We start from the raw sequence: 24,633 nt of genomic DNA, 5'->3' as shown, positions 1-24,633 counted from the left end.
TGGTATCCTTTTCTATTTACACCACTTTAGCAGGGTGCTTTGTGTGTTCACCCGTATATGCGTCAGCATTTGTTTCAGTGCTCTTATCTGATGCCGCTACTGCGTGGCTTGCATGAAGACGTTCAATGATTTGCGCTGATATAGAAACAGCAACTTCAATAGGGCGCTTACCAGGAATATCTCGATTGCCAATAGGCGTGAACAGCCTTGCTAGCGCATTGTCGTCAAACCCGCGCTGGGTAAGCTTAGTAATAAAACGCTTTGCTTTAGTGTCTGAACCTATTAACCCAACAAAAGGCAGGGAAGGTTGCTTTAATGCTTGCTCGGTTATACGGTAGTCCAATTGATGATCGTGAGTGAGAATAATCAACCAGCTATTTTCAGCAAGATGCCTTACCTCGCTCTCGGGCGCCTCTTCCACCACTTTTTGAACGTTGGCTGGTAGCGTCGATGGGAACAAATCTTCTCTATTGTCTATCCACGAAATTCGCACAGGCAATTGTGCCAAAATAGGCACCAGCGCTTTTGCAACATGGCCAGCGCCGAAAATGGCGATATGCTGCTGATGAACATTGCACACGTCAAATAGGACCTTTACCGCACCACCACAGCACTGCCCTAAAGAACTACTTAACGGGTAGCTATGAAGCTCAGTGCATGTTTTGCCTTTAGCAAGAAATTCGCGAGCGCGGGCAATGGCATCAAACTCAAGGTGTCCGCCACCAATAGTATCAATACTATGTGAAGCGGTGACCACCATTTTACTGCCTGGCTCTCGGGGAGTAGAGCCCGCTGTACCTACAACGGTAACCAAAACATAGCCCTCATTACGCTCCTGGCACTCGGCTATAGCCTCGTGCCAATGCGTCGCGCGAAATGATTGGGGGGCGCGAAATGATGGCGTTGCTGCGCGCGTCATACAGCTATACCTTGTGTATCTGCTTGTTGATCTGCCTGTTGGATTGCGGCGACAGCATTTAACACGCGTTCGGGTGTGGCTGGCGTATCTAGCTGCGGGTCAACGGTATAGCCAGATAGACTAGATATCGCATCCTTTAAGGCGCACCATACTGAAATTGCTAGCATAAACGGTGGCTCACCCACGGCTTTTGAGTGGTATATGCTGTCTTCAGCATTTTCTCTACCAAAAAGCTTCACGTTAAATTCCTTGGGCGTGTCACCTATTGCAGGAATTTTATAGGTTGCCATGTTTTCACTTATCAGCTTGCCTGCCTCATTCCATTTTAGGTCTTCGGTGGTAAGCCAGCCCATACCTTGAATAAATGCGCCTTCAATTTGGCCAATATCAATTGCAGGGTTAAGGCTATTGCCCACATCGTGAATAACGTTAACCTTATCTACGGTGTATTCACCGGTCAGCGTATCTACCGAGACTTCGCTCATTGAAACGCCGTAAGCAAAGTAGAAAAACGGGCGGCCTTCGCCTGTTTCACGGTTGTACTGCAATTTAGGTGTTTTGTAGAAACCGCTTGAAGATAAAGACACTCGTGCAAAATACGCTTGCTGAACAAGTTCAGTAAAGGCAATGCTGTGTTCATCTAACATAACGTGTTCATTAATAAACTGCACATCTGTAGCACGGTCTTCTAACCCTAAGCTTTTGGCGTAGCATTCAGCCAAACGGGCTTTCAAAGTAATACATGCGTTTTGTACAGCTTTCCCGTTCAAGTCAGTACCACTTGATGCCGCTGTTGGCGATGTGTTTGGCACTTTATCCGTGCGTGTTGCAGTGACCTCAATCATATCCAGGTTTAGGCCAAATTCATTAGCCGCAATTTGGCCTATTTTTGTATGTAGCCCTTGGCCCATTTCAGTACCACCATGGTTCACCTGAATACTACCGTCGGTGTATATGTGTACCAAAGCGCCTGCTTGATTTAAGTGCTTTGCGGTAAACGAAATCCCAAATTTAACCGGCGTTAGCGCTAGGCCCTTCTTGATAACTGGGCTTTCGCGATTAAACGCTGCAATGGCGTCCCGGCGCTGCCAATACTGTGCGCTTTCTTCTAACTCGGCAATCATATCGGGTAAAAGGTTGTGCTCTACCTTCATGCCATAGGGAGTAAAACACCCGGTTGTCGGGCCGTATAAGTTACGTTTCCTGACCGATAACGGGTCGCTACCGATAGCTCGTGCAATTTTATCAATCATGGCTTCGGCCATAATCATGCCTTGCGGGCCACCAAACCCTCGATAAGCGGTGTGCGATACCATATTGGTTTGCAATCTGTGACCAACAATATCGCTATCGCCTAGGAAGTAACCGTTATCAGCGTGGAACATGGCCCTATCTACAATAGCGTCTGACAAGTCAGGGGAGTGCCCACAAATGCCATTAATGGTCATGCGAGTAGCTTCAATTTTACCTGTTTCGTCAAATGCCACATCGAATTCATTCTCAAACGGGTGGCGTTTACCCGTAACGTGCATATCGGTGAAGCGCGGCAAACGAAGTTTAACTGCGCACTGATTGCGCGAGGCCAGTAAAGCAGCGATACAGGCCCACTGCGCTGCTTGGGTTTCTTTACCGCCAAAGCCGCCGCCCATACGCCTCATGTCTACCATTATGCGATGTAATTTAACGTCTAGCACTTCTGCAACTAGCTTCTGCACCTCACTGGGATGCTGACTAGAGGTGTAGATTTTCATGCGATCTTCTTCATCGGGGATCGCAAGGCTCACTTGACCTTCTAAGTACATGTGCTCTTGACCGCCAATGCTTAGCGAACCATGTGCTTGGTATTTAGCTTTTTCAATAGTGCTGTCTACGCGGGCCGCATTTTGGCCAAATCGATGTAAAGGGCGAACAAATGTTTGCTGCTGGTGGGCGGCTTCAGCACCAAGTACAGGTGTAACTTCGTCTACTTCTATTTTGCCTTTTAGTGCAGCTTGTCGGGCAAGATTTACTGAAGTGGCAAGTACTGCAAACACCGGTTGACCGAAGAACTTGATTTCGCCGTTCGCAAGCAGTGGGTCGCCTTCAAACACAGGGCCAATGTCTTTATGGCCAGGTACGTCATCAATGGTGATGACATCAATAACGCCTTCGCTTTGGCGCACGGCGTCAAGGTCTACCGAGTTGATAGTACCTTTGGCGCACTGGCTTACACCGACTGCCGCATAAAGCGTACCCTGAGGTTCAACTACGTCATCAACGTAGTTAGCGCTACCTTGTACCTGACGAGCCGCACTTTCGTGCTTTTTAGAAACATGAACAACACCTTGTTTGCCATTTTTTTCTAAAGGATTTGGGGCATCAATTAACTTACGCATGCTGCACCACCCGAGTTTCAATAGTGTTTACTGTTTGGTTTTCTAACCAGAAGCGGTGCCACAGGTTAGCTAACACGGTTTTGCGGTATTGTGCTGTTGCGCGCACATCATCAATAGGCGCAAACGCATCAAATAAGATTTGCTTGCCTAAGGTTAAGCATTCTTTGCTAGCGAACTGTTTACCTTTCAGAGCATTTTCCAATGCTTCACAGGTTGACGGCACGGCAGCCACACCACCAAAGCCACTGGTAATCGCCTCAACCTTGCCTTCTTCTAAAGTAACGTTAAATACCGCACATACTGCCGATATATCATCTTCAAAACGTTTTGATATTTTATAGGCGGCCAGCGTTTGATTAGACTGTTTAAGCGGTATTTCTATTGCGCTTATCCATTCATCGTTAGCTAGCGTTGTTTCCCTATAACCCGTGAAAAAAGTGTTAATTGGAATTGTGCGAATACGCTCTCCATTATCTAAATGAAGTATAGCGTTAAGCGCAAGTAGTAAGGGAGGCATATCACCAATAGGTGATGCGTTGGCCACATTTCCACCAATTGTTGCTTGGTTGCGAATAGGCAAAGACGCAAAGCGCGTTACCAGTTCAGCTACTTGTGGGAATGCGCTTAATAGAAGAGGTGCCGCATCATTGAGTGGGACTGCTGCACCAATAGCAAGAGAATGCTCGTTTTTGGTGCATTGCTTTAGTGCATCAATATGTGTGACGCTGATAAGCGTTTCTACGTTTTTTAACTGTTGAGTGAACTGCAAACTTAAATCAGTGCTGCCCGCCACTAGCTGTGCGTTAGGATTCGCCTTAATGAGCGCTTTCAATTCTTCGCGCGAGGTCGGCGTATGTATATTGCCTGTACCAGAAGGCTTTTCACCTGACAAAGTGTGTAATGTCGCAAGGGTCTGTTCTTGGCGCTTGGAAAACTGATCATCTGGTGCTTGCTCACATACCGCAAGCGTGGCATCGATAATAGGGCGGTATCCAGTACAGCGGCACAGGTTGCCAGATAAAGCATTCAACACATGGTCGCGATTAGGTTTTGAATTGCTATGGTACAAAGCGAACATCGACATGATAAACCCTGGTGTACAAAAGCCGCACTGTGAACCATGGTGGTCAACTAGCGCCTGTTGCACGGGGTGTAACTGTTTACCATCGCTTAAATGTTCAACGAACAATAGCTGCTTACCGTGAACTGCGCTCATTAGCGTAATACAGCTATTCACTGTTCGATAGTTTAGTTTTGTAGCGTTATCAGATGATGCTGGTTCTACAAGTACTACCGTGCATGCGCCACAGTCGCCTGCTGCACAGCCTTCTTTAGTGCCTGTTTTCTTACGATGTTCCCGTATAAACTGTAGAAGGGTGAGGTCGGCTCGCGCTTCATTTAACTCAACAACATCGTTATTTATTAGAAAGCGAATCATACTCACACCTTCTTGTTTTATTCATTCTTGTATTCATTAATATAGCTGTATTTTTTTAAGAAAAGTAGACCATTTGGTCAATTTATTGCTTATAAAAAATGGCCGCGTTATAAAAGGCCATGATTTTGTGCAGATTTATTGGAAAGTTATGTAACGCCTTTCCATGTTTTCTTTAGCAAGCAATGCATCAGTTAGTAAAAAGAATAAGGCAAGATTCGTGCTAGGTTTTAAGTTGAATGTAGAATAAATGCTTTCTGGATGGATCATTTCATTAGTGAGGGCCGCAGGTGATGGGTAACTCTGAACTTTAAGAGCATAGCAACACCTTGGTAATAAATGCTAACCTATCGGAAAGGCATGCAGCATTTATCCTGCCTGTGCGCTTGCAAAGTAGATTGCAAAGGAATTTAGATAATAATGATGAAGGTAAAAAGTGCTGACGCAGGTGTTGGCGCTATGAATAGAAGAAAAATACTCCAAGCCGCAGAAAAATGTTTTGCGCAGTTTGGTTTTAAAGGTACGGCGGTACAGAAGATTGCTGACGAAGCAGGGCTTCCAAAAACCAACGTTCTGTATTACTTCAAAACGAAACAAGAACTCTACGTAGCGGTATTAGAAGAAACGCTTTCATTATGGAATTCGCGTTTTGACAAAGCAACTGTAGAAGATGACCCCGCCGAAGTGCTTGCCAATTACATAGCAGAAAAAATGGAAGTGTCACGCACTCACCCGATGGCTTCAAAGATTTTCGCCATGGAAATTATCAACGGGGCGCAGAACTTAAGCGGATACTTCGATGAAGAGCATGCTTTATGGATGAAAGGACGTCTTGAGGTCATCGAAGCGTGGGTACAAGCAGGAAAGCTTCCTCCCGTTGAAGGCGAATACTTGCTCTATACCATTTGGGCCAGCACCCAACACTATGCTGATTTCTCAGCGCAAATTACCCGACTACGGGGTAAGAAAATGACAAAAGCAGATTTTGAAGACGCCACAAAACAAGTGGTTAAGCTTGTGCTAGGCGGCTGTGGTCTTGCGGTACCCGAAAGTTTCGAGGTGTAGTATGACAGAATCTGTTTATCCTCGTGATCTTATTGGCTATGGTGAACATGTCCCCCATGCTAACTGGCCGAAGAATGCCAAAATAGCCATTCAGTTCGTCCTGAACTACGAAGAGGGTGGCGAGAACTGTGTGCTTCATGGAGATGAAGCATCCGAAATATTTTTATCTGAAATTATCGGGGCGCAGGCATATAAAGATCGCCACCTGAGTATGGAGTCAATTTACGAATATGGCAGTCGTGCAGGTTTTTGGCGTTTACATCGCTTACTTAATAAGTACGACATTCCTGTGACTGTATTTGGCGTTACCATGGCCATGCAGCGCCATCCTGACGCTGTTAAAGCTATGATGGAGTCAGGTTGGGAAATAGCCAGTCACGCCATGCGCTGGGTGCACTATCAGAATATGAGTGAAGATGATGAGCGCAAACAAATAGACGAAGCGATTATTCTTCACGAGCAGTTAACGGGTAAGAAACCCGTTGGTTGGTACACGGGAAGAACGAGTCCTAATACACTTAAACTCATAGCAGAGCGTGACGATATTTTATATTGTGCCGACTCGTACGCTGACGATTTGCCATATTACGACTGCCACTACAGTAAGCCGCTCCTTATGGTGCCTTACACGTTAGACACAAACGATATGCGCTTTGCTACGCCGCAAGGTTTCAACAGCGGCGAACAGTTCTTTACCTATTTAAAAGACGCGTTTGACGTGCTGTATGAAGAAGGGGAAGAGGCGCCCAAAATGCTTTCTATCGGCCTTCACAATCGTATTATAGGAAGACCAGCTAGGCTTGCTGCGCTGAAGCGTTTTATCGAGTACGTGAAATCACATGACAAAGTGTGGTTAGCCACGCGAGAGCAGATTGCTCGCCACTGGTTAGCCACTCATCCTAAAGATGGTAGTGACAAGGCGCGTTCATAGCGTTTACAGTACGCCCATTGTAATTGACATAAAGTGAGGTGAAAGATAAGGGCGCCAGGTAGGTTGCTTTTACTTTCACTTAGATAAAGGATAACACCATGAAATCAAAATTGGCCATCATTGCTTTAGGCGCACTAGCACTGACCGCATGTTCAAAACTAACTAAAGAAAACTATGACAAGTTAGAAATGGGCATGTCTCAGGACGAAGTTGAAGCTATTCTAGGTTCAGCCGACAACTGTGGTAAAACAATGGGCACTATGGCGTGTACATGGGGCGCGGAAGACAGTAAACATGTGAAAATCGTATTTATGGGTGATAAAGCCGTTACCTTCACTTACGACGGATTAAAGTAAACCATCAGCATGGTTATACCAGACCCCAAAAAGAAAGGTGGCATTTAAGCCACCTTTCTTATCCAAATTAAAGGCTTGCGCGCAATATCATCCACACGCAACGACAAATTATTTTAAATCTAGCAAGTATCTAAGTAAGAAAACGATAGCTAGTGCATAAGTAAGTGGCGTTACTTCTTTAAACTTACCGGTACCCACCTTAATACCCACATAGGTAATGAAACCAAGGGCAATGCCTTCACTAATACTAAAGGTAAGTGGCATAGCGATAAGTGCAACAGACGCAGTAGCCAAAGCCCCTAAGTCATCGAAATCTACATGTCGAATCGAATCCATCATTAAAATGCCTACCATTAGCAGTGCTGGAGTAGTGGCCATCAGCGGAATGACTTTCATCAGTGGCGTAAGGAAAAGCGACAGCAGGAAGCATACAGACACGACCACAGCGGTAAGTCCGGTTCTTCCTCCAGACGATACGCCAGTGGCGGACTCTACATAGCTTGTCACTGGCGATGTACCTACCATTGCGCCAGCAATACTCGCAGATGCGTCGGCAGTCATAGCTGACCCTATTTTAGGTAGCTTGCCTTCAGGGGTTAATAAATTAGCCTTGCGAGATACGCCTATTAACGTGCCTATAGTGTCAAACATGTTCACGAACATAAGCGCGAAGATAAGGTCCCATGTCTCGGCGATATGGTCGATAGCGTACCAGAAGTCCATTGCCATAAAGGTGTTCGACATAGATTCAGGCATACCTACAACAGCAGATGGTGTGGCAGTTAGCATTCCGTTTTCGGTAGGAATAAATGCACCGATTAGAGTTAGGGTAACAATTGAAATTAATATGGCGCCAGTAACGCGCTTAACCATAAGAACAATAGTAAAAATAATACCAACAAGAGCAAGCATAACTGCAGGCTCAGAAAGATCACCAAGCTGAACAAAGGTAGCAGGGTTATCAACAATAAGACCTGCATTCTTAAGACCGATAAAGGCAATAAACAAGCCTATACCGCACTGAACGCCTATCTTAAGAGCGGGCGGGATAGATTCAGCTATCTTGGTTCGTACGCCGGTGAGAGAGAGTATTAAGAAGAGAATACCGTTCCAAAACACAATGCCGAGGGCAGCTTCCCATGGAATTTCGCGGCCAAGGCAGATAGTGAAAGCGAAAAAAGCATTCAAACCCATGCCTGGTGCCAGTGCAATAGGGTAGTTAGTCATCAACGCCATCATCAATGTGCCGATGCAGGCTGCGACTGCTGTCACTGTAATTAGACCTTCTACCGGCATGCCGCTAAGGCCCAAAATACCTGGGTTAACCACAAGGATATAAGACATAGCCGCAAACGTAGTAAGACCTGCAATAATCTCAGTTCTTACCGTTGTACCGTGCTCCTGCAGCTTAAATAGCCGTTCAATAACGTTGTTGGACATCTAGAGTTCTCTGTTTGTGTATTATGTAGTGTTTTGTGCGTTTGAAAGCAATAAACTGACCAATTAGTCAACTTGTTGGTGTGTTTTGTGCTAACTTACTTTTCAGTACAATGATTAAATAACAATCATTGCGTGACTCAAGGTCACTAGCTAGGCAGCACAAAGCCAGCCAAACGGTTAGTAAACAACATAGATGATGTTAAAAAAACCGCAAACAAAAACCTAAATGAGCAATAGAACTCGTTTACAGATAGCATTAAAGATAAACTATTACGCACCAATTAAATGCCATTGCATTATTATGGTGCAAATAAGTGAGGGGCCATGTCGCTGTCATCAATAATTAAAAACATACCAAAGGCCGAACTGCATCTGCATATAGAAGGTAGCTTAACGCCTGAACTCATGTGGCGCCTAGCTGAAAAGCACAGTGTAACACTTCCTTACGCAAGCGTGAAAGAGATTGAAGCTGCTTATAACTTCAAAGATTTGCAAAGCTTTCTAGACCTCTATTACGCGGGGGCTGGGGTGTTAAGATATGAAGAAGATTTCTTTACGCTGATGTGGGAATACTTAACCCGGTGCGCTGAAGAAAATATCGTTCATACCGAAATCATGTTTGACCCTCAAACTCACACTGAGCGTGGCATAGGTTTTGATGTGTTTATGCCTGGCTTTTTACGTGCTATACAAAAAGCAGAAAGTGAATTCGGTATCAGTAGCTACCTTATCATGTCTTTCTTAAGGCATTTGCCCGAAAGTGAAGCTTTCGAAACACTGGAAGCGGCAAAACCTTACTATCAGCATATTACAGCGGTTGGCCTTGATAGTTCGGAGCTAGGCCACCCCCCGTCCAAATTCGAGCGGGTTTTCAAAAAAGCGAAGTCTCTTGGCTTTAAGATTGTAGCCCATGCAGGGGAAGAAGGGCCGGCATCTTATATTTGGGAAGCGATTGAACTGCTTGACGTGGACCGCATTGATCATGGCGTTCGCTGCCAAGAAGACCAGGCGCTCATGGCGCTGTTAAAAGAAAAGCAAATACCGCTTACCGTATGCCCCCTGAGTAACTTAAAGCTATGCGTGATTGACGATATGAAAGAGCACAATATCGTGCAACTGCTAGATGCTGGCTTATTAGTGACGGTTAATTCTGATGACCCCACCTACTTTGGTGGTTTTTTGAATGAAAACTTTGAAGCGCTTCACACGTCGCTAAACATAGATGAGGATACTATTCGCGTGCTGGCCGCAAACAGTTTTAAGGCGAGTTTCTTACCAGAAGAAAAGAAAAACGCATTTATTATGCAAGTAACTGAGGCTATGTAAGCGACTTGCAAAAGCAATAGCGAGTTTATCAAAGGAAATCTCAATAAGCTCGCTTCGCCTTATGATTGCATAATAATAAGCGTTTGCTCGATTAAGCTGTTTAGTTCTTCAATATCTTGAGCTATATCAGTTGAATTGCCTTGCTTAGCTTTATTTTCAATAGACGACGCTTTTTCTCGAATAGCATCAGCCCCTACATCACCTGATACACCCTTCATCGCATGACTTGTAAACTTTACGGCATCGACGTCTAACTCAGTTGCGGCCTTTTGCAAGGCTTCTTGTTTTTGTGTTATTTGAGCTAGAAACATCTCAACGATGCGGTTTAATAACCCTTCGTTGCCGCCGAGTCTGCTCAGCGCAGCGTCTCTATTCCATAATTGTTCTTTGGGAAGCGCTTTATGCGTATGTAACGTATCCATTCTTATCACCAAGCAGTTAATACAGGGTTTAGTAGTATATTAATTGTGCGTTACCAAAAGCGTTGCAGTCAATGAGTTACCCTAAAATTTGTACTTAAAATAACTAATGTAGACTAAAGGTTAATGTTTTTTTGCGTATGTAGGACGATACTACATAAGAAGTTTATAATGTAGTGTGGTAATTCTCATGGAAAATGAGACGCAAAAAGTAGTCATCATTGACGATGAACCAACAACACTCTTGCTACTAGAAAATGCGGTAGAATCTTTAGCAGAAGTCGTTACGGTTTCACAAAGTGCAACAGCATTCTCTGTAATACAGTCACATCAGCCTGATTTGGTCGTCTTAGACATCAGCATGCCAGAGCTTTCAGGCTTTGATGTATGTAAGCAACTTAAAGCATGTCCAAGTACAGCTTCAATTCCTGTTATCTTTGTCACTTCTCATAGCGATACTGAAAACGAGCATCGTGCGCTGTCGCTTGGGGCGATTGACTTTATCTCAAAGCCTATCGATGTAGAAATGTGTCGAATGAGGGTGAGAAACCATCTCACGATTCAATCTCAAAAAGCCTTATTGAAAAAAGTTAACCAAGAGCTTGAGGCGGAAAAAAAACAGCTTGCCATAACATTGAAATCTATAGCTGACGGCGTAATTTCTATTAACGCTGCCGGGGATATCACATTCATAAATCCCGTGGCACAAAGGCTTACCGGATATAACATGCAGGATGCCTTAGGTAAGCCTATTGATGAAGTAATGAACTTGCGCGATGCATCAAGTCATGAGCCGCTGTTAAACCCGGCGCTTTATGCACTTGAAGTGAAACGCCCCGTGGCGATGTCGTACAACGCAACCCTCGTCAGTAGGCACAAGCAAATTTTTAGGGTTGAAGATACCGCATCGCCGATTGTCGACGATGAGGGCCATATTAACGGTGCTGTTATGGTTTTTCAGGACGTTTCTGAAGCCGTGGAAATGGCGGTGAAGATGACACATCTAACCAATCATGACCAGCTTACAGGCTTGCCTAACCGAGTGTTGCTTCATGACCGTGTTGTCCAAGCTTTAGCTAGAAGCTTTACAAGTAAGCAGAGTATCGCGTTACTGTTAATTGATATTGATAATTTTAAATACCTTAACGATAGCCTGGGGCATCAGGTCGGCGATTTCGTCATAGCAACCGTAGCCAAGCGCCTCGCAAATACCTTAGGGCAAAGCGCCACACTCGCTCGAGTAGGCGGAGACGAGTTTGCTTGTCTGTTATCAGATATTGGCTCTGGATATAGTGCAGATAGTATTGCTATGGCCTGTCTTCAGGCGGGTAGAGAACCTATAGAAATAGATGGGAAGTCTCATAGGTTGAGTTTAAGCATAGGAATAAGCTTGTACCCACAGGATGCAGTGAATGCAGAAGAAATGATGCGTCATGCTGACTCCGCTATGTATCGGTCCAAGTCAAAAGGGAAAGACACTTTTAGTTTTTTCTCAAAAGACTTACAGCACGCCATGCATCATAGGGTCGAAATGGAGATCAAGCTAAGACAAGCAATCGAAAATAACAGTTTTGCTATTTATCTTCAGCCAAAATACGACTTTAATAGCGATGAAGTATTCAGTGCTGAAAGTTTAGTTAGAATGTTCGATGAAAACGGTAATGTAATCGGGCCAGACGAATTTATCCCCCTCGCAGAAGAAACTGGTCTAATACATCAGCTTGGTAAACAGGTGCTTCAGAAAAGCTGTGAATTCATTGCCCGCTGTAATCAACAAGGTAAGCATTTTAAAGTGGCGGTTAATGTGGCTGCCAAACAACTAGCGAACCCAGGGTTTGCGGATGAAGTTGCAGAAATCATTCAATTAACGGGTATCGAAGCCAGTTCAATAGAACTTGAGGTCACGGAGTCGGCGCTAATGCACGACTTTAAGCAAACACGTGATATTCTAAACAAGCTGACCTCGCTAGGCGTTACCATAGCCCTTGATGACTTCGGTACGGGATATTCAAGTTTATCTTACCTACGTCAGTTTCCACTGAACGTGTTAAAAATAGACAGGTCCTTTGTTATTGATATGGATAAGGAGCAGCAGGCTCACGATATTGTCACCGCTATCGTACACCTAGCTTTAAGCTTGGAGCTGACTATCGTAGCAGAGGGCATTGAAACCCAATCACATTTCAACGGGTTAAAAGCACTAGGCTGCCATCAAGGTCAAGGCTATTTTATGTGTCGTCCCATAGCCATGAACGATTTTTTCGCACAGTTTATCGGTAGTGAAGAAGTCGCCTGATTGAGGGCGGCTTACTCATCTCGATATATCCTTAAGGCGTAAGGTGTTTTTCCTAATACCTATAGCGTATCTAAATTCAACCTTTTCAATATACATCCTTCTTTTAGGTGTTAGACTATATAGCAACGCTATGAACATAAAAAAAGTCTTTTATTACAATGCTAGAGCGCTTGTGTGGCGAGCAGCTCGCATTAGAAAAAACAATGGACAGAAAAGAAATCAAACCCTACTCACAGTGCAATGTACTTATTGTCGACGACGAGCCAATGAGCCGATTGCTATTACAATCTATACTTGACGCTGAGTTTCATTGCACGACGGTCGAATCTGGCAGCGATGCCATTTCCTATTGTGTCGAGTCGCTACCCGATTTGGTTTTACTCGACATGAACATGCCTGATATAGGTGGTCTTGAGGTGTGTGCAACATTAAAGGCTTCTCCTGAGACCAAAGATATTCCAGTTATATTCGTCACGTCTACCATGGATATTGAAAGCGAAAACGCATGCTGGGAAGTAGGTGCATCTGATTTTGTGATGAAGCCGGTGAATGCGTCAACGCTAACTCACCGAGTGAAAACACACCTTCAAAACAAGCTGCGTACCGAGTTTCTTGAAATGATGACGTTTCACGACCAGCTAACTGGCCTTTACAATAGAATGTACCTGACCAAGGAAATTCCTTTATTGATAAAGCAGGTGGCCAGAGACAAGGGATCGGTAGGGGCAATAATGCTCGACATCGATTACTTCAAACTCTTTAACGATACCTATGGGCACCTTGAAGGTGACTTGTGCCTTCAAAAAGTGGCGCAGATAGTCTCTGATACAGTGAAACGACCCAAAGATGCTGTGATACGTTTCGGCGGTGAAGAGTTTTTAATTATCCTGCCTTATATCGACCGTCAAGGGGCAAAGCTCGTGGCAAACCAGTTAGTAGATGCTGTGGCCAAAGCGAAAATACCCCACGGCAAAGGCATCGAAAATCGTGTTTCTATCAGCGCAGGCTTTGCGGTTTGGAAGGCAACGGAAGTTGTGCAAGACAACCTTGCAGCCTTAATTGAAGACGCTGACGTATCCTTGTTTGAAGCTAAGGAATTAGGCCGAAATCAAGCAAAAGGTTAAACATTGCTAGAGGCCGTATAAACTAGCCTATTGTTTAATGTCGAAAGTGTTGCTTGCACGCTATCATCTAGTGTAATGACGTACTATTCGCTAAATTTGTGATGGCAATGGATGGTACCCCTCTAGTACACGTTTGAGGCTTAGGTAACGAGCAATGGTTTATTTCGACGAGCAATCGAGTTTGAATGTGAAGCTGGAAGAGCAGCTAAAAGCATCGCTTACTCAGTTATTAAATCGTGGTTGTGACTCACTTGGGATATTCCAAGCGCTGCTTTTGCACCTCGAAGAAGATACCGTCAACATTCTTGTTAAAGCCTCATCTGCTTATCCTCCCAGTTTTAAATCTATTCCCTCGTTTGCAAGCTGCACGCCGGTAGACAATTGTTTTCCCGTAAGCAGTGCTAAGTGTTCTCTAGCATTTAAGCAGTGGTTTACGACCTACTTCAGTGCGGAAAAATACATTAGGGGCCAGGTCCACAAGCTTGATGGCGGATACGTCTGTTTAGTGTTCATCAATGCATGCCCAGACCAACCAAGTAACCTGGATAAAGTGGCGTTGCTCGATGAATGGTTGTCCGTTACTTTGGACAAGTTTCATATAGAAAAAGCTGAATCAACACAAAACACGCTGTATGAAAAGCTACAAAACGTAGCGAATGTTGGTACGTGGGAAGTCGACCTTATTACCAACGAATTAATCTGGTCGTCTCAAACTCGCCGTATTCACGAGGTGGATGATAGCTACATGCCTACGCTAGATACGGCAATCAGCTTCTACAAAGAAGGGTTTGATAGAAATGAAATAAGCCGTATCGTTTCTCACACTATCGAGACCGGTGAGCCATGGAGCGCAACACTTGAACTTATTACTGCAGAAGGTAATTCGGTGTGGATAGAAACCCACGGCATGGCGGAGATGAAGCATGGGAAGTGCGTTCGCTTGTTTGGGACGTGTCAAAACGTGAATAAATCGGTTCAGCTCAGGTTAGAGTTGGATGCGCGACGCAAAGAAGCAGAAGCCGCGTCGAAAGAGCGTGGCATGTTGCTGTCTAGAATTAGCCACGAGCTAAAAACGCCTCTGAACGGCATTACCGGCATGCTTCAGGCTATAAAGTTTGAAACAAAAGACAATGTAAGAATTAGAAAAGCTGACATAGCGTTACACAGCGCCGATCGTTTGTTATCGCTTATAAACGATGTGCTTGATTATACATCAATTATCAATGGGGAATTTAGCCTTAAGCACAGCGATTTTTGCGTTCGCTCTTTGTGCGAAGACATCGTCGATGTGTTTAAAACTAAATGTGCTGAAAAAGGCGTACGGCTTTACGCTGTGCTTTCTTTTGATGAAAAGACCTACGTGCATGGCGACGCAGCAAGAATCAGTCAGGTAATAACCAACCTGTTGTCAAATGCCGTAAAGTTCACTGTGAAAGGCTATATTTCAGTGCAGGTTACGCTAAAACATCAAGGCGAGGTTCCCATTCTACTTGCTTCAGTTGAAGACACTGGTGTAGGCATGAACGACGATATTTTGTCACGGATTTTCAGACCGTTTCAGAATGATACCGACAGCGCGTCAGAAGAGCTAAACGGCAATGGGTTAGGTCTTTCTATTGTAAACCAACTCGTTGACAAGATGGGTGGTGAGCTTGAAGTGCGCTCAAATGTGGGTAAAGGAACCTGTTTTGACGTGGCTATTCCCATTGAAATGGCGTTGTTAGATGAAAAAGCCAGTGGCGATGTGGAATTGTCCTCTGAGCTTTTGAGTGTGCCTTTAAATATATTGGTAGTAGACGATAACGATATAAACCGCCTAGTATTGGGGTCTATGCTAGAGAAGTTTAATTACCTACCCGATGAAGCGGAAAACGGAGAAGTCGCGGTACAAATGGCAAGAGCCAAAAAGTACGATATCATTTTTATGGACTGTGCTATGCCAGTATTAGATGGCGTAAGTGCAACGAAAATAATACTGCAAGAAAACCTAATGCCAAAGCATGGCCGAATTATTGCGGTCACCGCCAATACGACCGCTGAAGATAAAGCTAGCTGCAGCGAAGCAGGCATGCAGGATTTTCTGGCCAAGCCCGTCGTGCAAAATGATGTAACTTTACAGCTTAAGTTTGCGCTAGATGCAAAATCTGTAGCGGCTTAGGGGCTTTTAATTACATTAAAATCCAAAGCCCCTCGTTTTTTAAAGTTGCATCTGCCGCTGCAAATATTTGTAGTAACAGTAACAAGTTAATTTGGCTGTTAACCAAAGTATTAGTGATAATTAGTGTTTTGCGTTTATTTAGCGCCAGGTATGTTGTCTTCTACGGAATCCCAGTTTTCAGTGATATAGTCGACAACACGTGAACCTACGTTATACGCCGCTTCAATTGCTGCTCCCATTGCAGCATAACCGTCACCCGAGCTTTCAAGTTTCAAATTTTCTGATGCGCTTAGCGAAGGTGGCTGCATAGTAAAATTACTCGCAGTTCTTAAAATCATTACGCGGTTTTTATCTACCAAACCGGCATTGTCTAAATAGGACAAACTTTGAAGTGTAGCCGAGTCTTCCATGCCCGATGTCACGAAGTTGCCCTTGTCTTTAGTCCAGTATGCAACCCAATCGTTTGCCCATGTGTTTAGTTTCTCTCCATGCCAGAAAGTAGACGCAGATAAATGGGCACCCATAGACACATTAGGAAGTGCCCTCGCATTAGGTGAGTGAGTGTATTTTGCTCGTAGTGCATCCATTGCCTCGTTGTTTAAAAGTTTGGTGTCTTTGGTCATTGAATAAGCCCATTTCGCCAAAGGAAGGTTAAGCGCGTAAACCTCGCCGTTTGGGCTATTATTCACATTCACTGATTCGGCATTGTCATAAGGCGCGTGAGTAAACAGAGGAAAATATCCTGTACTCCACGTTGAAGGGATTTCTCTTGCATCAATCTGATGTGCCAAGTCACCATCTACAACATAATCGGTCCAAATAGCGCTGCCAATAGTGTTATCGGCAGGGTCGACACCAGCAATGCCAGCTACAAGCCAATAGGCTTTTGACAAGTCGAAACGAGGGTCGAGCCCTAGCGCCATTATTGCCGCTGAAGCACGCGCAATGCCCATACCCGTTACTATGCCAATTACGCCCGTTTCAGTGTTTGCATACACATCGTGAAAGCCGTGGGGCAGTGGGTATTTTGTTGTGAGGTTTTGACGGGCTTTCCACAACTGAAATTCGCCAGGTGCGTCACCATGGTCATCACCAATTTCGAACATACTCACCACTACCACTTTAACTTCCATCGGCTTTTCTTCGCCATTAGCGTAAGCATGGGTAGATAAAACACTTATTACTACTCCTATGAAAATAGCCCACACAGTTGGTTTACGAAAAGCTGAATTGCGGTTGTTTTTAACAATACTCAATAGCGGCTGCTGTAATACGTGGCGAATGAAATGGGGTAGAGGCATAAAATACTCCTAAAAAAAGAGCCCAGATATAAAAGCTGAGCTCTTTATTAAACGTAATTTGAATGAACGATGATATCGCGCTTCCAAGAATTATAGGAAGCGTAATGCCATTCACACGCTAAGCATACTTAGAATGAGTAAGTAACTTTAGCATTAAAGTGACGCGGTAGTTCAGGAAGAACGATTTGGCTACCGAATAGATCAGGGAAGTTAGAACGGAAATAACGTTCATCAGTTAGATTTTTAACGGTTAAGTTAAATGACCAGTCTTCAGCCTGATAAGATAAGCCAGCATTCACTAGCGTGTAAGCCGGTAGTGTCACTGCAGCAGAGAAACCTGATGCTACTTCTTCAACATCTACCACGCTTACGTTAGCCGCATAACCATTTTGGAAATCGTAAGTCGCAGTTAGCGTATAGATGTTTTCAGGGATACCTGCTTTACGTCCATCTGTATTATTAAAGCCTTCACCGATAAGGTTAAGACCAATCACGTTACCACCGAAGATCAATGAAGGATCTTCAAGGTTCACTAAGTCTTCAGCACCCAAGAAACCAAACTGGTTACCATTTTCAAGTGCTGTAAGGTTAATTACCTTAATGTTGGTGTAACCTGCAGATACAACAAGGTTGTCGTTTACTACCCAACGAAGTTCAAACTCAGTACCTTTGTTGTTGGTGGTATTATTAGTTACCGTGTTTTGCGCGTTAAAATCGGTACGCTCTTGCTCAAACGATGAAAGTGCAAAATACAGTGTATCTTCTAACAAAGAACCTTTAATACCAAACTCAAGAAGTTCAGAGGTATCAAATGCGCTGCTGTCGCCTAGTTGGCTAACACCAATCTCAGCACCTTGACCTGCAACAAGCGTTGCTTGTTCGGCCGCAGTTACATAAGGAATAAGGCCAAATTCGAATTCGTATGAAAGGCTGGCGTTCCAAGACCACCCGTCTACCGTTTCTTCAGCGTATTCTGGTATTTCATCGCCTGTTGCACCTAACAGAAGGTCGGTACGTGAAGTACTTTCAATATCGATAGTGTCGTAACGCAAGCCTAACACTAGGTTTAAGCCCCAATCCCAAGTTAAGTCTGTCATTGCAGCAATACCTAGGTCTAGGTAGTTACCCACGTCATAGTTATCGTAGTTTTTACCTGAGCGGGTAGACAATAAACGACGATCCAGTGCTGAAGATGGCATGGTTAGGTCGCGACGGTTGAAATATTCAAACGTGAAATCATCGCCGTGTTCGAAGTCGGTATATCGAACAGATGGCGAGAATTGAAACTGTGCAAGCAGGCCATCGTTTTCATATTCGGTAGCGAAAATTAGCTTGTCTTCAACAACCCAGCTATCGTGGAACTGTGAGAAACCGTACGCATTTTCATTGATGTTGTCGTATGCGTCATAGAAAAGTTGGTTGCGGATTTCCCAGTTGTCTGTGTAGTAAATCGTGTCGAAATACAGAGTAATAGCTTCGTTGCCAAGCTGATCATCAGGCGCTACCAGTACTTGGTTTCCACTAAGCGTTGTGGTTCCAACGTTTTCTAATTGCATTAACGCTGTGGCTTCGTCATCCGTAAAGCTAGACGCTGGAACATAGAAGAAGCTCTCGCCGGCAATGTTTACAGCAGCGTATTCTTCGTGGCTAATTTGGCCGTCGCCATCAGTGTCTAGAGGCTGTGCTGTACCTGTAATGTAAGTACCGTCGTCAACTAGCTCTTGGGTTAGACGGTTCCAACCAGCAACTTGGTTGCCGTCATAGTCGTGGTACATACCACCGAATTCGAAGCGAAGGTTGTCGGTAACATCAATGTTAAATGATGCTTGTAATACCGTTTGGTCAGTTTGCGTATTGTCGTAATAGCTGTCTGAATTTTCTAGCTCGCCGTATATGTAGTAACCCATTTCTTTGCCAGCGACGCTAGTCGGGCCGCCAACTTCTGCGGTTAAGATGCTTTTATCCCAAGAACCAGTGGTGTATGACAAGGCGCCAGTAGGTGCATCTAGATACTGACCGCCCGAAGCACGGGCAGATTTAGGATTAAAGTTTAGGTAACCACCAATTTTAGACGGGCCATAAATGGGAGATGCAGGGCCACGGACGATATCGATACGGCTAGATGCGCCGATAGGGGTAGGGTAGTTACCCGGGTTATCTAGACGCTTAACGCCACGAAAATAAGTCTCACCCGGTGTACCACGTACGTCAAGTGAACCCGCAACACCAAAGAAAGACTGGGTGAACGTACCCGGAGCAAATGCTACTAATTCATCAATATCAGAGACGTTAAAACGTTCCATCTGCTCCTGAGAAATAGTAGATGCTGAACGGGGTGTTTCAAGAATAGATTTACCAAAGCCAAATACCGACTCAACGTCTTGGCCAGGTAAGCTGCCTAGTGACCCAGTTACCTGAATCTTCTCGACATCTTTTTCTTTTACCTCTGTCTCTTCTTGTGCAAATGCTTGAGATGACAGGGCTACCGCCGTTGTCATCGCTAAGGCTTTTGCTAGAGGAGATAATGCGAATGTAGTGTTTTTCATGGTTTCCTCGTTATTTTTAGTTGCCCTTTTTTAGGGCTTTATCAACGCACTATTTCTATTGCGCCTTGCTGTATGCAAGAGGTTTAGCAGGATGAGTGCCAACTTCCTAACCAGTTGGTCAACTTTTAACCTACTCTTAAGTTGCTGAATTATATGGATTTAAAAATATAATGTTGTTCTTATATTGTTATCATTATGTTAACGAATAAGGTTTTTCTTATTTTTGCACCTTCGCAGTGATTTCTATCGTGGTTTTGCACTATAAAGAGCAGGGCGCAGTACTTGGCGCTGTTTTATACCTAATATTGCTTTATGGGGTGAAGTTGCTGAGTTACTGCGATTCTCTTTAGTACGTTTTTTTATCTCAGGGGTAGCGGTTTTGACCGAGTCATCCAAAGCCTCATTCGCATTACCTTCTGAAAGTTGATTGCCGGTTGCCGCTGAAATTTCTGACTTATCATTAGCGGCTTTTTTCTCGGGTAGCGTCAAATCTAAAATAACCGCCGTAAGTCCTGCTGACGTAACAGGGGAAAGAAGAATATTTTCAAGCCAGTTAGGTAGTTCGGCCAAGGCTTCGGGTACCATCATTACCCCAATTGCCATACCAAGGGCGCACGCCGTAACTAAACTGCTGCGTCTATCCAACGCATAGCTGGCAAGAAGTTTGAGGCCGCCTACTGCAACCATGGCAAACATCACTAATGTTGCGCCGCCTAAAACAGGCTTAGGGATAGCCTGAAGCACACCACCCACAATTGGAAAGCAGCCAATAAGTACAAACAGCGCCGCAACAAAAAAGCCTACTTTGCGACTTGCAATGCCAGTTAGCTGAATAACTCCATTGTTTTGACCAAAGGTAGTGTTCGGAAACGTATTAAACATACCGGCCAGTAGCGAATTCACGCCGTCGCCTAAAATGCCGCCTTTTACGCGGGCTAAGTAAATTGGACCGCTAACGGGCTGCTTGCAGAAAAGGCTGTTGGCCGTAAGATCGCCAGCTGTTTCTATAGCGCTGAATAAGTAAATTAGCGCAATAGGCAAAAACAGATTGATATCAAATGAGATGCCAAACGCAAACGGCGTAGGAATAGCGACAATAGATAAAGAGGCAAGGCCGCTAAAATCAAGACCTTTAGTAAACCCAACATAAGTTGCACCAATGGCCATGCCAATAAAAATAGCACTTAAGCGTAGCCAATGATTGTGAGATGCGTTTAAAAATACAATAACAAGCAACACGCCAAGACCTACCGCTAGGTTGTCAGTACTCGCAAAGTCCGCAGCGTGAAAACCTCCTGCAAGGTCTGTCATACCCACGTTGATTAAGCTAAGCCCTATGGCTGTGATCACAATGCCCGTAGTTAAAGGGGTAATGATACGCTTAAGCTTATCCACAACTAGACTGAACACTACCTCAACAAGCGCACCCGCCATAGTGAGTCCAAACAGCAGCGCTAAGATATCTTCGGGCGTACCACCATTTGCTTTAACTTGGTTTCCCGCCAAAATTAGCGCGCTAATAAACGCAAAGCTGGTACCTTGAATGGCTACCAACCCGCTACCTACCGGCCCAATACGCTTTGTTTGTATTGCAGTACCTAGGCCACTAACAAACAGTGCCATGCTGATAAGGTAAGGCGTATATTCGGTAAGACCTAGTGTTGATGTGACGATAAGTGTTGGTGTAATAACGCCAACAAAGCTGGCTAATAAGTGCTGGAACGCCGCGGTAAGAGAAGGAAGAAATGCCGGGCTATCATGAAGATCGTAAAGTAATTCGCTGTGATTTGAAGACATGAGCAATATTTCTTAATAACAGTTAGTTAATAACTGCAAGATATTGACCAATTGGTCTGCTCGTAATTACCGCTGTATCACACTGTTTTTAATGGTGAATTTTGAATTCCTATATCTTGATGGATAAGAAGGATGAATGGGTAAGCCCCAATTTGGTGCTTAAACAAAAAAATGCGCTAAATTAGCGCATTTTTTCAAGAGAGATTCGAAGGTTTAATTTAAAGCGTAACGCCTTCATCTAGCGTGACAAAAATTGAGTGACGTACTTCGTTATACATGGCGCGAGAGCAGTGACCTTCACCCTCGGTATCTTCTAGCAGCAGTACATCGCCTGCTCCAAATACATGGCGCTCTCCGTTTGATACTGTAAATTCTGCACGACCTTTTATAATGAAAAGAAGTTGCCGTGCAGGTGCAGGGTGCCATTTGAAGTCATAGTCGGCAGGTGTCTCGCGAAAGATAATTTTATCTGCACCAAATTTCTCTGAAAGCATACCGATAGGACCGCCGTCTTTTAGCGCTATTTCAACCTCGCCAAAGTGGCTCTTGCCCGCTTCATCGTTGTAAATCCTTGTTATTTTCATTATCGACCCTTGTTTAAGACTGTACTGATTTGAACATTACGCGTGCTTAAGTTTGCTTATGGTTTTATAAAGCACCGACAAACTGGCAGCCACATCCTCATGGGTAATAGACTCAGCTGGGTGATGGCTTATGCCACCCTTACAGCGCGCGAAGAGCATGGCTACAGGGCAAATATCTGCTATAGCCATGGCATCATGACCGGCACCTGAAGCAAGAATTCGCGTTGCTATACCGCTTTCTTGAACACCGCGAACAAGTGCTTGCTTTAACTGACTATCGCACTGTACCGCAGGCGCACTATGGGTTTGCTCGCGGGTGAGAGTTAACTGCCTCGCTTGCGCAATGTCCTCAAATTTTTGCAATATTTCTGCCAATACTGAATCGCGTAAATCATCATCTTCGCTTCTAATATCAAGAGAAAATCGCGTGCGGCCAGATATCACGTTTACGCCGTTTGGTGCATTCTCAATCTTACCTACGGTGGCCACAACGCCGGGGCGTTGCAAGCTAATGCTCTCTACCGCGAGTAACATTTCTGCACTTGCGCACAGGGCGTCTCGACGCATAGACATGGGCACAGTACCGGCGTGCCCAGCCATCCCTTCTACCGTAAAGTTAAAGCGCTTGGCACCTGCAATAGCACTTACTACACCTACAGGCAGGTTTTCTTGCTCTAAAACAGGGCCTTGTTCAATGTGAAGCTCTAAATAGCCCAGAACATCAGTGGGGGAAATAGCCGCGCTGTTAACCGCATCGAAACTAAGGCCAAAGTTAGCCATCGCTTGCTCTAGGCTTACACCGTTTTCATCTTTTAAGTGACGCCATTGCTCTTGCCATTTGCCGGTTAGCGCGCGGCTACCTAATAGCGTGGTGCCAAAACGCGTGCCTTCTTCATCGCAAAAACCCACAATGTCGATGTGAAAAGGGAACTTGGTTTGTGTGCCGTCAAACATAGCAACCATTGATATAGCAGCCACTACGCCCAGCATTCCGTCGTACTTTCCGCCGTTAGGCACGGTGTCCAGGTGACTTCCTAGAATTAATCGCGGTGCATTGGGCACACTGGAGGTATAGCGCCCCCAAATGTTGCCAACAGCATCTTGCCAAGTGGTCATACCCGCCTCAATCATCCAGCCAGACGCTAGTTGATTGGCAAGCTTGTGCTGCTCGGTTAAATAGCGCCTGTCTAGGCAAGTGGGGTCTTGGCTCAAGGTGCCTAACGTTTCGCACCTTGCCATAACCTGGGTCGCTAGTTCAGTAAATTCTACGAATTCACCCATTCGCAACTCCCGACGCTTTAGCCGCAGCATAAACGCTAAGCGCAGCGTCTACCCCTTTACCCGAAGGTAGCGCAAACCCTTGCATGCGAAGTACGGTTTCAAGCGATTGTAGTGTATGCAGCACGGCATCTTCTCTGGCGTTGTACCCCATTGTACCAATGCGCCAAATCTTACCTTTTAAAGGCCCAAAACTGGTGCCGATTTCAATATTGAATCGCAGCAGTAGGGTTTCGCGTACTTCTTCGCCGTGAACACCATCGGGAATATGAACACCCACCACGTTGTACATTTTGTGCTTAAGATCGCCGAATGGTTGAAGCCCCATAGCCTGAATGCCGGCAAGCATGGCGTCACCCGCCACTTTATGACGCGCAATAACGTTTTGCTGACCTTCCTCTAAATGCACACGCGCACATTCACGGGCGCAATAAAGCATACTTGCCGCTTCGGTATGGTGGTTTAAGCGCTCTTCGCCCCAATAATCCATGATCATGGGTAAATCAAAGTAGTTCGAGCGAATTTTAGGGCCGCGCGCCGCCTCGTGATGTGCATCGCGAATACCAGCTTCAACGTGATGGCGGGTGCGAACGGTTTTAACAAACTTGTCGCTAAGGGTAATAGGCGCACTGCCTGATGGACCACCTAAACATTTTTGAAGGCCAACCGATACCGCGTCTAATTTCCATGCATCAACATCCAGAGGGTTTCCACCTACTGACGCGGTTGCATCGCAATAAAACAAGACGTCGTTCGCCTCACAAATGGCGCCAATATGCTCAAGCGGTTGAAGCATAGTGGTAGAGGTATCGCCCTGTACTATGGCAAGCAACTTAGGCTTTACTTCTTTTACCGCCGCTTCTATTTGCTTTGGCGTAAATACTTCACCCCAAGGCACTTCAATGGTGTGTACTTCAGCGTCGGCACGCTCTGCAATTTCAGCAAGTAAATGACCGAAGCGCCCAAAGATAGGCACAAGGACTTTGTCGCCTGGCTCTATCGCCGATACCAAAACCGCCTCGATACCTGCACGCGATGTGCCGTCGACCAAAAAGGTTTGTTGGTTTTTGGTATTAAATACATCGCGATAAAGCTGCATTGTCTCATTCATGTAGCCCGTCATTACTGGGTCGTACTGGCCTACTAATTGAGTAGACATCGCGCTTAACACACGTGGGTAGCAGTTAATAGGGCCAGGGCCCATTAACAAGCGAGGTGGAGGATTAAGTGGCGCGAAAGTTCCTGTAGGCGCTTCTTTAGACGCTTCGTTAGACATGTGGGCA

General features: G+C 45.0%; 18 protein-coding genes. 7 read left to right on the top strand and 11 right to left on the bottom strand.

Annotation, left to right across the window (positions count from 1 at the left end; all coding sequences use genetic code 11):
• Positions 1 to 16 precede the first annotated feature (16 nt).
• Genes xdhC through xdhA form a run of 3 tightly spaced genes read right to left on the bottom strand, consistent with a single transcriptional unit; the run spans position 17 to position 4,732 of the window.
• Positions 17 to 919: a xanthine dehydrogenase accessory protein XdhC gene (gene xdhC, locus ACYX4N_RS13690; protein WP_476054414.1), complete on the bottom strand. Its 903-nt coding sequence runs from the start codon at positions 917 to 919 to the stop codon at positions 17 to 19.
• Complete coding sequence (xdhB, locus tag ACYX4N_RS13685; protein ID WP_476054413.1) at positions 916 to 3,294, bottom strand: xanthine dehydrogenase molybdopterin binding subunit; 2,379 nt, start codon at positions 3,292 to 3,294, stop codon at positions 916 to 918. The genes xdhC and xdhB overlap by 4 nt, the downstream gene beginning before the upstream one ends.
• The gene (xdhA, locus tag ACYX4N_RS13680) at positions 3,287 to 4,732 is read right to left on the bottom strand and encodes a xanthine dehydrogenase small subunit (RefSeq protein ID WP_476054412.1); all 1,446 of its coding nucleotides are present in this window, start codon (positions 4,730 to 4,732) and stop codon (positions 3,287 to 3,289) included. Before xdhA ends, xdhB begins: the two co-directional genes overlap by 8 nt.
• A 417-nt stretch (positions 4,733 to 5,149) precedes the next feature.
• Here xdhA and ACYX4N_RS13675 point away from each other — a divergent pair, with 417 nt between their 5' ends.
• The 3 genes from ACYX4N_RS13675 (at position 5,150) to ACYX4N_RS13665 (ending at position 7,081) form a co-directional block, all read left to right on the top strand.
• The gene (locus tag ACYX4N_RS13675) at positions 5,150 to 5,794 is read left to right on the top strand and encodes a TetR family transcriptional regulator C-terminal domain-containing protein (RefSeq protein ID WP_476054411.1); all 645 of its coding nucleotides are present in this window, start codon (positions 5,150 to 5,152) and stop codon (positions 5,792 to 5,794) included.
• A gap of 1 nt (position 5,795) precedes the next feature.
• Entirely contained in the window at positions 5,796 to 6,725 is a 930-nt protein-coding gene (gene puuE / locus ACYX4N_RS13670) for an allantoinase PuuE (protein ID WP_476054410.1), read from the top strand.
• 98 nt (positions 6,726 to 6,823) lie between these two features.
• Complete coding sequence (locus tag ACYX4N_RS13665) at positions 6,824 to 7,081, top strand: DUF3862 domain-containing protein (protein ID WP_118489607.1); 258 nt, start codon at positions 6,824 to 6,826, stop codon at positions 7,079 to 7,081.
• Positions 7,082 to 7,189: 108 nt separating this feature from the next.
• On the opposite strand, the gene ACYX4N_RS13660 is transcribed toward ACYX4N_RS13665, so the two are convergent.
• Positions 7,190 to 8,521, bottom strand: coding sequence for an NCS2 family permease (locus ACYX4N_RS13660; protein ID WP_476054409.1), 1,332 nt, complete (start codon positions 8,519 to 8,521; stop codon positions 7,190 to 7,192).
• Positions 8,522 to 8,845: 324 nt separating this feature from the next.
• On the opposite strand from ACYX4N_RS13660, the gene ACYX4N_RS13655 reads away from it, so the two are divergent.
• Complete coding sequence (locus tag ACYX4N_RS13655) at positions 8,846 to 9,847, top strand: adenosine deaminase (protein WP_476054408.1); 1,002 nt, start codon at positions 8,846 to 8,848, stop codon at positions 9,845 to 9,847.
• A gap of 59 nt (positions 9,848 to 9,906) precedes the next feature.
• Here the strand turns inward: ACYX4N_RS13655 and ACYX4N_RS13650 are convergent, their stop codons facing one another.
• Positions 9,907 to 10,269, bottom strand: a complete 363-nt coding sequence (locus ACYX4N_RS13650; protein WP_476054407.1) for an Hpt domain-containing protein — start codon at positions 10,267 to 10,269, stop codon at positions 9,907 to 9,909.
• Positions 10,270 to 10,456: 187 nt separating this feature from the next.
• On the opposite strand from ACYX4N_RS13650, the gene ACYX4N_RS13645 reads away from it, so the two are divergent.
• The 3 genes from ACYX4N_RS13645 (at position 10,457) to ACYX4N_RS13635 (ending at position 15,844) form a co-directional block, all read left to right on the top strand.
• Entirely contained in the window at positions 10,457 to 12,562 is a 2,106-nt protein-coding gene (locus tag ACYX4N_RS13645) for a two-component system response regulator (RefSeq protein WP_476054406.1), read from the top strand.
• Positions 12,563 to 12,765: 203 nt separating this feature from the next.
• Positions 12,766 to 13,686: a diguanylate cyclase gene (locus ACYX4N_RS13640; protein WP_476054405.1), complete on the top strand. Its 921-nt coding sequence runs from the start codon at positions 12,766 to 12,768 to the stop codon at positions 13,684 to 13,686.
• 154 nt (positions 13,687 to 13,840) lie between these two features.
• Positions 13,841 to 15,844, top strand: coding sequence for a hybrid sensor histidine kinase/response regulator (locus ACYX4N_RS13635; protein WP_474855854.1), 2,004 nt, complete (start codon positions 13,841 to 13,843; stop codon positions 15,842 to 15,844).
• 134 nt (positions 15,845 to 15,978) lie between these two features.
• Here the strand turns inward: ACYX4N_RS13635 and ACYX4N_RS13630 are convergent, their stop codons facing one another.
• From ACYX4N_RS13630 to ACYX4N_RS13605, 6 genes are all read right to left on the bottom strand, one after another.
• Positions 15,979 to 17,145, bottom strand: a complete 1,167-nt coding sequence (locus ACYX4N_RS13630; protein WP_476054404.1) for a purine nucleoside permease — start codon at positions 17,143 to 17,145, stop codon at positions 15,979 to 15,981.
• 128 nt (positions 17,146 to 17,273) lie between these two features.
• Positions 17,274 to 19,691: a TonB-dependent siderophore receptor gene (locus tag ACYX4N_RS13625; protein WP_476054403.1), complete on the bottom strand. Its 2,418-nt coding sequence runs from the start codon at positions 19,689 to 19,691 to the stop codon at positions 17,274 to 17,276.
• Between the two features lie 243 nt (positions 19,692 to 19,934).
• Complete coding sequence (locus tag ACYX4N_RS13620) at positions 19,935 to 21,488, bottom strand: uracil-xanthine permease family protein (RefSeq protein ID WP_476054402.1); 1,554 nt, start codon at positions 21,486 to 21,488, stop codon at positions 19,935 to 19,937.
• A gap of 218 nt (positions 21,489 to 21,706) precedes the next feature.
• Complete coding sequence (locus ACYX4N_RS13615) at positions 21,707 to 22,072, bottom strand: AraC family ligand binding domain-containing protein (protein WP_179983035.1); 366 nt, start codon at positions 22,070 to 22,072, stop codon at positions 21,707 to 21,709.
• Positions 22,073 to 22,108: 36 nt separating this feature from the next.
• Entirely contained in the window at positions 22,109 to 23,353 is a 1,245-nt protein-coding gene (locus ACYX4N_RS13610) for an allantoate amidohydrolase (RefSeq protein ID WP_476054401.1), read from the bottom strand.
• Entirely contained in the window at positions 23,346 to 24,626 is a 1,281-nt protein-coding gene (locus ACYX4N_RS13605; protein WP_476054400.1) for a pyridoxal-phosphate-dependent aminotransferase family protein, read from the bottom strand. The genes ACYX4N_RS13610 and ACYX4N_RS13605 overlap by 8 nt, the downstream gene beginning before the upstream one ends.
• Between the last annotated feature and the right edge of the window lie 7 nt (positions 24,627 to 24,633).

It is taken from the genome of Alteromonas sp. ABH4_452 (assembly GCF_056311825.1).
The sequence above is the reverse complement of the archived record's forward strand: the minus strand, read 5'-3'. Positions and strand labels throughout refer to the sequence as shown.